This is a genomic window from Clostridioides sp. ES-S-0190-01, assembly GCF_020658275.1.
Lineage (GTDB): Bacteria > Bacillota > Clostridia > Peptostreptococcales > Peptostreptococcaceae > Clostridioides.
The window spans coordinates 121938-134681 of sequence record NZ_JACVWA010000043.1; the positions used below are offsets into that span (position 1 = coordinate 121938).

Here is a 12744-nt window from a genome sequence, read left to right on the forward strand (position 1 = left end):
TCAGGATACTTAATAAAGTAAATATCTTGTTTCTAGCTTTTTATTTGCATGAAATAAGTTATCAAACATAGAGATTTAATTTGTATGAAATAAGTCATTAACCGTAGAATATAAAAAAATTATGAATAAAACAAATTTAGAAGTTACAAAAAAGTTACATAAATTTAGAAAGTTATAATATACATATATAATATAAGATTAAAACTGTAATAAATAAGTTAATTTAAAATTTGAACATGAAAGGGGAAATATTATGGAGAAAAGAGAAAAGAAAATAATAATATCATCTTTATTAAGTGTATCAATTTTAATGAGTTTAGTAAGTATATATTCTATATTAAATAAAGAAGAGATAAGTCTAACTGTTAAAGGCCAAGAACAAAAAGTGTCTTCATTTAAAAAGACAGTTGAAGAACTTTTGGATGAACAGGGAGTGAAATACAATTCTGAAGATAAAATTAATCCAAGTTTGAATACAGAATTAAAGGATAACATGAAAATCAAGGTTGTTAAAGTAACTAAAAATCAAAAAGAAGAATTTGAAAAAATACCATTTGACACAAAACATGTGAATGATAGCAATTTAGTAAAAGGAAAATCTAAAGTCTATCAGGAGGGAATAGAGGGAGAGAAAAAACTAGTCTATAATTTAACTTACCATGATGGAAAGCTAGTCAAAAAAGTCTTATCAAAAGAAGTGATTTCTAAAGAACCAACTACAAAAATTATAAAAAATGGAACTAAAGAAAAAGTATTAATTGCATCAAGAGGAGCAAATACAAGAGGAGGAAAACATATGAGAGTAGTTGCTACTGCATATGCAGGAGATACTATAACATCTACTGGTACAACACCAAGATGGGGGGTAATTGCAGTTGACCCAAATATAATACCATATGGAACAAAAGTATATATACCTAGATTAGGTATGACATTTGTTGCAGAAGACTGTGGAGGTGCAATTAAAGGGAACAGAATAGATATATTTATGAATAGTGAAGGAAAAGCATCTAATTGGGGGAGACAGAGTCTAGATGTATATGTGTATTAATTTAGTGAATATAATAACTTTACTTAGAAGGAAAAAAAGTATAAAATATGAATTAATTAAACTGTTAGATTATTCTTAAAACAGAAAAAACATAGCTAAGGGGGGATAAGATGAAAATAGTCTGCTTAGGAGACAGTTTAACATATGGATTTGGAGTATCACGAAGTAATTCATGGACAAACATTGTGAGTCAGGAGACTGGTTTAGAAATAATAAATAAGGGTATAAATGGTGATACAACAAGTGGTATGTTAGTTAGATTTAATGAAGATGTTTTACAGAATTCTCCCGATATGGTTTTTATAATGGGTGGTACTAATGATTTTATTGCTGGAGCAGGAAATGAAGTTATTAATTCTAATATAATGGCTATGGTACATCAAGCATATGCAAAAAATATTATACCAATAATAGGTATACCACTGAGACCAGATATTCCAAATGTTAGGGAAGATTGGAGTAGCTTTACGGATTTTAATACAGTATCAAAAAAGTTAGAGTCATATAATTATTGGATAAAAAAATTTAGTGTGACATTTAATACTGATTTTGTAGATTTTTATTCTGAATATAATAAGAGTATGGAAAAAGAAGGATATAAAAAATTATATTTTGATGGATTACATCCAACTAAGGAAGGTCATAGAATAATTGCAAATATTTTTATTAAGTCAATTAATAAGTATATAGAAGAGTCATAATTATATAAAAAAGGTTTATCTATGCAATTATAATAAATGGATAAAATAGGGAGGATTTTATTATGGATTATACTAAAACTTATGAAGAATGGGTAAAGAGTTCATATTTTGATGAAGATACAAAACTAGAATTAGATAAAATAAAAGATAATGAAAAAGAGATAGAAGATAGATTTTATAAAGATTTAGAATTTGGAACGGCTGGTCTTAGAGGTGTAATTGAAGCAGGAACTAATAGAATTAACAAATATACAGTTAGAAGAGCTACTTTTGGATTGGCAAACTATATACTAGAAAATACTACAGAGGAAGAAAAAAATAGGGGCGTAGTAATAGCTCATGATAATAGGCATAAATCTAGAGAATTTTGTATAGAATCTGCAAATACATTAGCAGCGTGTGGTATAAAGGCATATATATTTGATAGTTTAAGAACTACTCCAGAATTGTCCTTTGCTGTTAGAAATCTAAATGCAATAGCAGGGATAGTTATAACAGCTAGCCATAATCCACCTGAATACAATGGATACAAAGTATACTGGGAAGATGGGGCACAAGTTATGCCAGATATTGCAAATGCAATAACAGAAAAAGTAAATAGCATACATGATTATAGTATAATACCAACTTTAAATGAAGCTAATAAAAATTTAGTAGTCTTATTGGACGAAACACAGGATACTGAATTTATAGAAGCTGTAAAAAGTCAAGTTATAAGAAAAGATTTAGTAAAAAGCGTAGGTAAAAATTTTAAAATAGTTTATACACCTCTTTGTGGAACTGGCAATATTCCAATAAGAAGAGCATTAAAAGAAGTAGGATTTGAAAACATATTAGTGGTTCCAGAAGAAGAAAATCCAGACCCAAATTTTGCAGGGCTTGACTACCCAAATCCAGAAGAGAAAAAAGCTTTAAACAGAGGAATATTGCTTGCAAAAGAAAAAGGAGCAGACCTTGTAATAGCAACTGACCCAGATTGTGATAGAGTAGGTGTAGCTGTAAGAACCACTACAGGGGAATATGTATTACTTACAGGGAATCAAATTGGTGGAATGTTGACACACTATATAATAGAAGGCTTAAAAGAAAATAATCAATTAAAAGAAAATCCTACAATGATAAAAACTATAGTTACATCAGAATTTGGAGCGGATATAGCAAAAGAAAATAATGTTGATGTACTAAATGTTCTTACAGGTTTTAAATTTATTGGTGAAAAAATAAAATTATTTGAAGAAAATAAAGATAGAAATTATGTATTTGGATATGAAGAAAGTTATGGTTATTTAGTTGGAACTCATGCAAGAGATAAAGACGGTGTTGTTTCATCATTATTAATATCTGAAATGGCAGCATTTTACTATTCAAAAGGCATGAGCTTATATGAAGGCTTAATAGAACTATATAAGAAATATGGATTCTTTAAAGAACAGACTATATCTTTAACTTTAAAAGGTATAGAAGGTGTGGAAAAAATAAAAGAGATAATATCTTATTTTAGAGAAAATCAAATTGATTGTATAAATAATATAAAGGTAATTGATAAAAAAGACTACAAAAATGGTGTAGATAATCTCCCTAAATCTGATGTTTTAAAATATTTCTTGGAAGATGAGTCTTGGGTAGCTATAAGACCATCTGGGACAGAGCCAAAGCTGAAATTTTATATAGCTGTAAAAGGAACTAGTGATGCTGAAGCAGATGAAAAGCTTAGAGGTTTAAAAGAATATATAGATATTATGGTATCAAAATTAAAATAAAATAGACTAAATTGCTATATAAAAGAATAATAAATAAGTATTAAAGATGCAATTTTATTTGTATTTAAATAAAAGCATTATAAAAAACTGGTTGACATTTAACTGAAAGTTAGCCAGTTTTTTAATTAAAAAGTATTTTACGAAAATTATTATTTTAATTATTTGTTTTGACAGCTTTTGTTATATTTGTAATAAATGATTTATTAAATTTTATACAACAGTATATTTTCTTAGTATGTAAACTTTAAAGACATTTGTTTTGAAAATAGATTTATTTTTCATACTTACTACTAATCTATCTCAGTTTTGTATAATAATATAAAAATAAAACAATATATACTATAGGTAATAAGAGTAATACTTTTAAATCAAGGTCAAAAGTATTAGTATAAAATGCAAATATGAGTGCTAATAATACAATTATTAAGTTTGGGATTGTTTGAAAGAATGCTTGTTTTGCTCTTTTATTCATTGTATTTCCTCCTTGTAAATATTAATATTTTAAAATGTTTTTCATAAAATAATCAGTAACTTATATTTGATTTTCTTAATCAAAGTATAACAAGAGAATAAGAATAAAGAGTTACTAAAATATTACAATAAGAAATAAAGAAACAAAAAAGTTTATATTTCAAGTTTTTAAAATTTCTTTATTATAATTGAGACTATTTAAGTGTGATATAATAAAAAGATACTTACTAATTTTACTTAGAGGAGTTTAACTTATATGGAAGTAAAAAAGATTGATAGTGATTACATAGAACCTTTACTTAATAAATTAATTGATGAATATCACATAAATGAAGATATTTTATCAAATTTGATTAAAATAGAATCAGAAAAACTAAGAAATTATAAAAAATATGAAAAAGAATTTACAGCAGATTTAGACGTATGGGCAAGATGGATAAATTTTGTTTTGCAACTCGAATATACTATAGATGTTGATTCAGATTCTAGGCTTAGAGGTATTTTAAGTTTACTAATTGAGATATATGAAATTAATATTGAATTTATAGCTAAAGTTGCACATGTTGAAGAACAATATTTGGTAGATTTTATAAATGGAGTAGATTATGTGCCAACAGAAGTAAAATACAGTATATGTGCTACTGCTATGAATCTGAGTTTAATATTTAAAAATAAGGAAATATAAAGAGTTAAATAAATAGAATAGATTATAATATATATTTGTATTAATCTACCTTAATACCTTATGAAGTTACCTATATATAGAAAAAGCACCTATAATTAAAAGGTGCTTTTCTTATTTATACAATTTATATTGTGTCTTTATCCTATTTGTTTTATTAAAGCTTTTGCAGATTTAATCTTTGATTTTTCATTAGTTTTTTCTAATAAGTCTAAAGCACAATTAGTACAAATATTTACTTCATTACAACTATCTTTTTCAGAGTAAGTTATATACTTATTTTTAGATTTGTCTATCTTGTCTCCACAATAATTACATATTATAAAGTTACTCATATTTTAAGACCTCCGTTTTATTTATTTTTGAATATAAAAATATTATTTAAATAGAATTTGCATTAACAATTAATGTAAAATTTGTATAATTCTGAAAATTAACTTGTTAAAATTATAGCAAATTTGCAACTTTACTTTTAATTATAATGTATTTTATTCAAAAGATAAACATTATAACCATAAATACTTAACTTTTATTACATATTTCTTAAATTATAAGCATAAGATTAATATTGATTTGATATAATCAATAATTGTTTAAGAAGAAAATATAATAAATTTAAAAGTTACCCTGCTAATACTAGTTTGTTTAATATTTTTATTTGTTGTTACTTTAAAAAACCTTTTTGTGTTGTCAATTCAATTAGAAAATACATCTCGAATTTTATCCTTTTAAATTAATACCACTAGAAGCTTGTATATAATCATAATTATAGTCCAATAATATATATTTAATTCAAGATTATACTTTTTATTTTCAGTGATTAAAAAATTAAAATATTAGTAGAATTATTATTTTCAGCTTTTATTTACTTTATTTTTGTTTAAATAATTATATTATGGTATGAATCTGAGTATAATTAATATTGTATAATGAAATTAATATTAGAGAAAAGGGGATATTTATGTTTGGGATAGATAAGAAATTAATTGAATATATAGTAGCAAAATCTAATTATAGTGAGTTAAGTTCAAAATCAGCAGAAGTATCTTTTTTCTTAATGTTGTCTATATTTCCTTTTTTAATATTTACAATAAGTTCTATAGCATATATACCAGTTCTTCATTTAAATAAATATATAGCCTTATTTAGAAACATGATGCCAGAGAGTGCTTTTGATGTATTATCTTCAATTATAGTTTCTGCAATAGACAATAGAAGTTTAAATTTTTTAGCTGTCAGTTTTGTACTTACGATGTGGACATCTTCAAGGGCAGTAAAAGCACTTATTAAAGGAATGAATAGAGCTTATAAAGTTAAAGAAACTAGGTCTTTTTTAAAAATCTTATCTATATCATTTTTATTTACGATTATGCTTTTGGTATTGATTTTTTTATCTATGATATTTTTGGTTTATGGAGAGAAGATAGGTTATTTTATTTTTAACTTTATAGGATTAGATGAGATATTCATAAAAATATGGGATATTCTAAGATACACTGTAGGTATTGCAACAATAATAGTAATATTTACATTTTTGTATAAGTATACACCTAATAAGAGTTTGACTATGAAAGAATCTGCTCCAGGTGCTATTTTTGCTACGTTTGCTTGGTTTGTAGTATCATTTTTCTATTCTTATTATACAAACTATTATGCTAACTATGAAGTAATCTATGGAAGCATAGCTGAAATAATTGTACTTATGACATGGATATATTTTAGTAGTTGGGTTATTGTTGTAGGTTATGAATTAAATTCAAGATTGTATTTTAGAAAGATAAGAAATGAAATGTTAAAGTAAAATATTAAAATAAAAATTGGTATTTGATATTGCAAATGTAAATTTTGTAAAAACGTTTTCTGAAAATAATTTACATTTGTTATTACATATGATAATATTGAGTTAAGATATTGGTAAGGAGATGATTCAATGTTGTCAACAGTTACATGGAGAAAAATGCTAATAAGTGCAGCAGAAATATTAAAAGAAAATAAGATATATTTATGTGAATTAGATGGTATAGTTGGAGATGGTGACCATGGAGTTACTATAGATAGAATAGCTGATTGTATGAGAAAAAGGGCTCTAGAAGAGCATGATGATGATAGTATAAAATCAATTAATGAAGATTTGAGTACTTTATGTATGAATGTAAATGGAGGGTCAGCAGGACCTTTATGGGGAACTATATTTGAGGGAATGGCTGAAGGAATAGAATATAAAAAAGAACTTAAAATAGAAGAAGTAAAAGATATGTTTATTGAAGCAAGAGAAAATTTATCTCTTATTTCTACTGCTAAAGTAGGTCAAAAAACACTAGTAGATGCATTATACCCAGCAATAGATGCTATGCATACTATTGAAAGTGACAACATAAAAGATGTTTTTAAAGTGGGTTATGAGAAAGCAGTAGAAGGCGCAGAAAGCACTAAAACTTACATAGCAAAATTTGGACGAGCAAAAAGTATAGGGGAAAGAAGTTTAGGGCATATGGACCCAGGCGCTGTTTCTATATCATTAATGTTTAAAGGTTTATATGACGCATTATAAAAGAGATTAACACAGCAATTAATCAATATAACAAATTTAATAGGGGGAATTTATCATGTCAATGAAAAAATTTATTAACCAACCAGAAGATTTAACTAGAGAAGTTTTAGAAGGTTTAGAACTTTCAAATTCGGAGTTACTAAGAGTTACAGATTCAAATTTAGTAATAAACAAAAAGTTGGAAGAAGAAGATAGAGTAACAATAGTTACTTTAGGAGGAGCAGGTCATGAACCAGCTTTGAGTGGATTTGTTGGAGATGGAATGGTTGATATAGCTGTAGTCGGAGATGTATTTGCCGCTCCAGGACCAAATTCTTGTTTAGAGGCTATAAAGATGGCAGACAAAGGGAAAGGTGTATTATTTGTAGTTCTTAATCATGCAGGAGATATGTTGACAGGAAACCTTGTTATGAAACAAGTTAAAAAAGAAGGATTAAATGTTAGAAAAGTTGTTACTCAAGAAGATATAGCAAATGCACCGAGAGAAAATAGTGATGATAGAAGAGGATTGGTTGGATGTATACCTTTATATAAAATAGCTGCAGGGGCTGCTAAAGAAGGAAAATCTTTAGATGAAGTTGCAGAAATAGCACAAAAATTTGCTGATAATATGGCAACTATAGCTGTTGCATGTAAAGGAGCAACTCATCCATCTACAGGTATGGTAATTTCTGAACTTGGAGAAAATGAGATGGAAATAGGAATGGGGCAACATGGAGAAGGTGGAGGTGGACGTATGGAAATGAAGTCTGCTGATGAAACTGCTGAAATAATGACACAAGCTTTAATAAAGGATTTGGATATCGAAGATGGTGAAAAAGTAATGTTAGTAGTTAATGGTTCAGGAGCTACTACTTTAATGGAAATGTTAATAGTTTATAGAAAGTGTCATAGAATATTACAAGAAAAAAATATAGAAATAGTTTCAAATTGTGTTGGAGAACTTTTGACTACTCAAGAAACAGCTGGATTCCAACTATTTATAGCTAGAATGGATGATGAATTATTGAGATACTTCAATTCACCATGTAATACGCCTTACTTTAAAAAAAATTAGATTAAATTAAAGGGAGATAAAAAATGGCAGATAAAGATGGAATAATATTACCAAAAGATTATGGAATAGGGATAAAACCACCTCAACAAAGTTTTTATTTAAAAGGAATGGACAATGTAGACTGGGGAATGAAAAATAGATTATCAAAGATATTTAATCCTAAAACAGGAAAATCATTGATGTTAGCTTTTGACCATGGATATATAATGGGTCCTACTCAAGGATTAGAAAGATTAGACCTTTCAATACCTGAACTTATAGAAGATGCAGATTGTCTTATGGCTACAAGGGGAGCTTTAAGAACGTGTATAAATCCCACTCAAGATAAAGCTATAGCACTTAGATGTTCGGCTGGTAGTTCCGTACTCAGAGAGGATATGAGTAGGGAGGTTATAGGAGTTGATATAGAAGATGCTATAAGAATGAATGCATCATGCCTAGCTATACAGACATTTATGGGGGCTGAAGGTGAATGTAAGGCTATAGAAAATTTAGTCAAAACAATAGATATGGGAAATAGATATTCAATACCAGTTTTGGGTGTCGTTGCAGTAGGTAAAGAGATGGAAAGAACTGCAAAATATTTTCTATTAGCCACTAGGATGTTAGCTGAATTTGGAGCAAGTATAGTAAAGACTTATTATTGTGAGGATTTTGAGAAAATAACATCTGCTTGTCCAGTTCCAATAGTTATAGCAGGAGGGAAAAAAGTTCCAGAAAAAGAAGCGTTAGAAATGGCTTATAGAGCTATAAATGAAGGAGCGGCAGGAGTTGATATGGGGAGAAATGTATTCCAATCAGAAAATCCAAAAGCTATGATAAAGGCAATAAAGGCTGTAGTTCATGAAAACAATACTCCAGAACAAGCATACAAGTTATTTGAAGAATTAAAAGAAGAGTATAAGTAGAATAAGTTTAATATATAGGTTTTAATATAATTGGAGGGGAATTTATGGAATTTGTACATATAGGTGTTATAACAGATAAGCCACAAGAGCATGAAGAGTTTAATGAAGAATTGAAGGTGTATATAACAGACCCAAAATACACAGATTTCAAATATGAATATTTAAGATTTGTTGAAGGAAGTCCACTTCCAGAAATAATGCAAAAAAATCCTCATGTTGCATATAAAGTAAAAAACATGGACAAATATCTGAGTGAGAATGAAGTAATTGTAGAACCTTTTAAAGTAGGAGATAACTTAAAATGTGCATTTATAATTAATGGTGGTTTTATAATTGAATTAATGCAAGAATGTTAATAATTAAGCTAAAAAGCCCAGAATTTTTCTGGGCTTTTTAAATTTTTTATACAACTTGACAAATTTTATCTAATGAGATAATTTTATCTTAGAATTAGCTTTGAAAGGATGAAAATATGACTATTGAAAACGAAATGTTGAAATTAGTAGAAGTATCAAAAATGTATTATGAAGATAATAAAACTCAAGCAGAGATTGCAAAAATTTTAGGAGTATCAAGACCATTGATAAGTAAAATGTTAAATAAAGCAAAAGAAATTGGAATAGTAAAGATAGAGATTAGGGAACTATTTTCTAGTAATGATTTGCTGATGAATCAGATGAAAGAGATATTTAACATTAGAGGTGGACTAATAGTACCAGAAGCTAAAACCGAATATATAACTCAACAAACTATACTAAGTCATGGAATAAAATATATAAAAGAAGAATTACCTAAGGTTAGTAATGTCGGTATAGGATGGGGATATACTATAGGTAATATAATAGAAGAAATACAAAAGAGTGAGGATACTTTTACTTTTAAAGGAGAAGTATATCCACTGGTTGGAATGGCTAACATACCAAATAAAGGATATCACCCTAATGAATTAATATCTGTATTTTCAAATAGTACAGGATTTAGTCCTGTATTTTTATATGCGCCTGCATTTCCAACTAGTAGTGAAGAGCGAAATATCTATTTGAAAACTGAAAATTATCAGAGTATGGAGAAAAAATGGGATAATATAGATACAATAATTTTATCTGTTGATAATTATCCTCAGGTTCCAGACCAAGCTACTGCGATTAGATTTGGAAAGAAGCTTACAAAAGAAAAAGCAATAGGTTCCTTTTTATCTTATTATTTTAATAAAGATGGAGAAATAATTAAAAGTGATAGTGATTATGTCATACAAATACCTCTTGAAAAATTAAAAAAGGCAAAAAAAGTAATAGCTATATGTTCAGATTCTAGTATAGATTCAATAACAGGTGCACTGAAGACTGGATACATAACACATGTCATTACCGATGAAAAAAAAGCGACACAAATAATTATAAACAAATAATAAATTACATAAAATTAAATTTATTTGAAAATATTTGTTATGAAATATGTTATAATTAATAGAAAAATGTCATATAATTACTTAAGAAGTATTATTATAAATAACATTGAGAGGTCGTGGTTAGGATATGGATATCCATAATAAATATGTGAATTTTATAAAAAATATACCTGTGCCTTTTTTATACTGTAAGATTATAAGAGAACATGAAGATATAGAATATAGAGTGGAATATATAAGTAAAGGTATGAGTCAAGTATTGAAACTAGAAGAGGGAATTTGTGATAAAGATATATTAGATGTATTACCTATATTTAGAGCAAAAAAATATTCTAAAGAGTTGTTCTCAGATAATATAGATTGTATAAAAAGATATATTCCAGCACTTAAAAATTGGATAAACATAAGAAAACAAATAGTTGGAGATTCGTACGTAGTTTTGTATTTTAGTAAAATAGTATTCGATTATAGACAGATAATCGATTCATTTGATAAAAAAGAAAAATTAGCTTATGTTAAAGATGAAGAAGGAATATATATAGATTGTAGTGAAAATTTAATATCAATATTAAATAACAAAATTAAAACTACAAAAGATATATTTGGAAAAAACGATATAGAGGTATGGGGAGAACGAACTGGGAAATTATTTAGAGATGACTATTTAGAAGGAATATCTAGTAAAAAAAGATTTTTACAAAAACTATTTGAATACGAAGAAACATTTTTTATGGTTGAAAAATATTTCTTATATGATGAAAGTGAACTTTTAGGTACTATAGGAATAATAGATAATATAATATACAGTGGATATAATAATAAAAACTATGATTCAAAAAACTTAATGAAGATGATTGAACATTCAATACCAGAGAATATGTTTTATAAAGATGTATATGGAAATTATATTGGATTTAATTCAGGATTTTTGAATCTAGCATGTATGAATAAAGAAGAATTACTAGGTAAGAATAGTCATAAATTATCAACAGAAGAATCTCTTATAGACAAGATATGTAAAAGTGATAAGGATGTAGTTGAAAATAAAAAGATTGTTACATTTGAATCAAATATGACTATACATAACGAAAATAAATGTATTGAGATTACAAAAAGACCATATTTTGATAGTTATGGTAGTGTCATTGGAATAATTGGTACAGCAAGAGATATAAGTAGAAGAAAAAAACTAGAAGAAGAGATGGATAAAAATAGAATGGAGTTTTTTGCAAATCTATCTCATGAACTTAGAACTCCTATAAATTTAATATCATCTTCATTACAAGTAATAGAAAAGAAAGAGGGAGACTTAATAGAATCAAATGATACTCTAAAAAGAAATCTAGGTATAGTAAAACAAAATGGAAATAGAATATTGAGATTAGTAAATAATGTTATAGATTTTACAAAAATGCAGTCGGGATATTTGGATTTTAAGCCAAAAGAGTCTGATATAATATCATTTGTGGAAGATATATGTATGTCTGTAGCTGATTTTGCAAGTCAAAATAATATACAACTTACATTTGATACAGAAATAGAGGAATTTTCAATGTTATTTGATTCAGAAAAATTGGAAAGAATAATATTGAATTTACTTTCTAATGGAATTAAGTACAACAAAGAAAATGGGAAAATAAATATATTTTTATATGTGAAAGATAATATGTTTGAAATGAAAATATCTGATAGTGGTATAGGTATACCAAAAGAAAAAATAGATAAAATATTTAATAGGTTTGAACAAATTGACAATGAACTTTCTTATAGAGTTAAAGGCAGTGGAATTGGGCTTTCATTAGTGAAATCTTTAGTTGAATTGCATGATGGTAGTATATCTTTAAAAAGTCAACTTGGTGTTGGAAGTGAATTTATTGTCTCGTTGCCAGTTAGAAGCAATAATAGTGAAAAATGCAATTATAAAAGAGAGCTCAGTAGTGAGCTAAGTAAAAAATTAGAAATAGAATTTTCGGATTTATAGATTAAGTATAAAAAATAAAATTAAAAAAACTATTGACAATTTATTTGTAAGGGTTTAAAATAAATTACAATATAATAAATAAAAAAGCGATGAATAGGAAGAGTAAATCTAATTCGATTATCAGAGAGAAAAGTCCATTGGCTGAAAGACTTTTTAAATTAGAGAGATTGAAAA

13 protein-coding genes and 1 other annotated feature (1 of these 14 cut by a window edge) are annotated in these 12744 nt (G+C 26.9%); of the genes, 11 read left to right on the forward strand and 2 right to left on the reverse strand.

The features are described 5' to 3' along the window. Nucleotides 1-253 precede the first annotated feature (253 nt). The 3 genes from IC214_RS16865 to IC214_RS16875 all read left to right on the forward strand — a co-directional run bounded on the left by IC214_RS16865 (nucleotide 254) and on the right by IC214_RS16875 (nucleotide 3512). Nucleotides 254-1051 carry a 3D domain-containing protein gene (locus IC214_RS16865; RefSeq protein WP_227482365.1) on the forward strand — a complete coding sequence of 266 codons (798 nt, stop codon included), beginning with the start codon at nucleotides 254-256 and terminating at the stop codon, nucleotides 1049-1051. A 110-nt stretch (nucleotides 1052-1161) separates the two neighbouring features. Next, on the forward strand, nucleotides 1162-1752 hold the full coding sequence (locus tag IC214_RS16870) for an SGNH/GDSL hydrolase family protein (RefSeq protein WP_227432984.1): 591 nt from the start codon (nucleotides 1162-1164) through the stop codon (nucleotides 1750-1752). A gap of 62 nt (nucleotides 1753-1814) precedes the next feature. Beyond that, complete coding sequence (locus IC214_RS16875) at nucleotides 1815-3512, forward strand: phospho-sugar mutase (RefSeq protein ID WP_227432985.1); 1698 nt, start codon at nucleotides 1815-1817, stop codon at nucleotides 3510-3512. Between the two features lie 295 nt (nucleotides 3513-3807). On the opposite strand, the gene IC214_RS16880 is transcribed toward IC214_RS16875, so the two are convergent. Next, nucleotides 3808-3984 (reverse strand): hypothetical protein, encoded by a 177-nt coding sequence (locus IC214_RS16880; RefSeq protein ID WP_227866828.1) that lies wholly within the window; start codon nucleotides 3982-3984, stop codon nucleotides 3808-3810. 255 nt (nucleotides 3985-4239) lie between these two features. On the opposite strand from IC214_RS16880, the gene IC214_RS16885 reads away from it, so the two are divergent. Beyond that, nucleotides 4240-4668, forward strand: a complete 429-nt coding sequence (locus IC214_RS16885; RefSeq protein ID WP_227432988.1) for an HTH domain-containing protein — start codon at nucleotides 4240-4242, stop codon at nucleotides 4666-4668. Nucleotides 4669-4805: 137 nt separating this feature from the next. On the opposite strand, the gene IC214_RS16890 is transcribed toward IC214_RS16885, so the two are convergent. After that, nucleotides 4806-5000 carry a DNA-directed RNA polymerase gene (locus tag IC214_RS16890; RefSeq protein WP_227432990.1) on the reverse strand — a complete coding sequence of 65 codons (195 nt, stop codon included), beginning with the start codon at nucleotides 4998-5000 and terminating at the stop codon, nucleotides 4806-4808. Between the two features lie 626 nt (nucleotides 5001-5626). On the opposite strand from IC214_RS16890, the gene IC214_RS16895 reads away from it, so the two are divergent. The 7 genes from IC214_RS16895 (at nucleotide 5627) to IC214_RS16925 (ending at nucleotide 12570) form a co-directional block, all read left to right on the forward strand. Continuing rightward, nucleotides 5627-6466 carry a YihY/virulence factor BrkB family protein gene (locus tag IC214_RS16895; RefSeq protein WP_227432991.1) on the forward strand — a complete coding sequence of 280 codons (840 nt, stop codon included), beginning with the start codon at nucleotides 5627-5629 and terminating at the stop codon, nucleotides 6464-6466. A 129-nt stretch (nucleotides 6467-6595) separates the two neighbouring features. Next, nucleotides 6596-7216, forward strand: coding sequence for a dihydroxyacetone kinase subunit L (locus IC214_RS16900; protein ID WP_227432993.1), 621 nt, complete (start codon nucleotides 6596-6598; stop codon nucleotides 7214-7216). Nucleotides 7217-7271: 55 nt separating this feature from the next. Further along, nucleotides 7272-8273, forward strand: a complete 1002-nt coding sequence (locus IC214_RS16905) for a dihydroxyacetone kinase subunit DhaK (protein WP_227482369.1) — start codon at nucleotides 7272-7274, stop codon at nucleotides 8271-8273. Nucleotides 8274-8296: 23 nt separating this feature from the next. Then, a complete protein-coding gene (gene lsrF / locus IC214_RS16910) occupies nucleotides 8297-9181 on the forward strand; it encodes a 3-hydroxy-5-phosphonooxypentane-2,4-dione thiolase (protein WP_227432997.1) in 885 nt (294 codons plus the stop codon). A gap of 44 nt (nucleotides 9182-9225) precedes the next feature. Continuing rightward, on the forward strand, nucleotides 9226-9537 hold the full coding sequence (locus IC214_RS16915) for a hypothetical protein (RefSeq protein WP_227432999.1): 312 nt from the start codon (nucleotides 9226-9228) through the stop codon (nucleotides 9535-9537). A gap of 116 nt (nucleotides 9538-9653) precedes the next feature. Continuing rightward, the gene (locus IC214_RS16920) at nucleotides 9654-10589 is read left to right on the forward strand and encodes a sugar-binding transcriptional regulator (protein ID WP_227433000.1); all 936 of its coding nucleotides are present in this window, start codon (nucleotides 9654-9656) and stop codon (nucleotides 10587-10589) included. A gap of 148 nt (nucleotides 10590-10737) precedes the next feature. Beyond that, nucleotides 10738-12570, forward strand: a complete 1833-nt coding sequence (locus tag IC214_RS16925) for an ATP-binding protein (RefSeq protein ID WP_227866829.1) — start codon at nucleotides 10738-10740, stop codon at nucleotides 12568-12570. 80 nt (nucleotides 12571-12650) lie between these two features. After that, nucleotides 12651-12744: a binding site (T-box leader), on the forward strand (it continues 147 nt past the right edge of the window).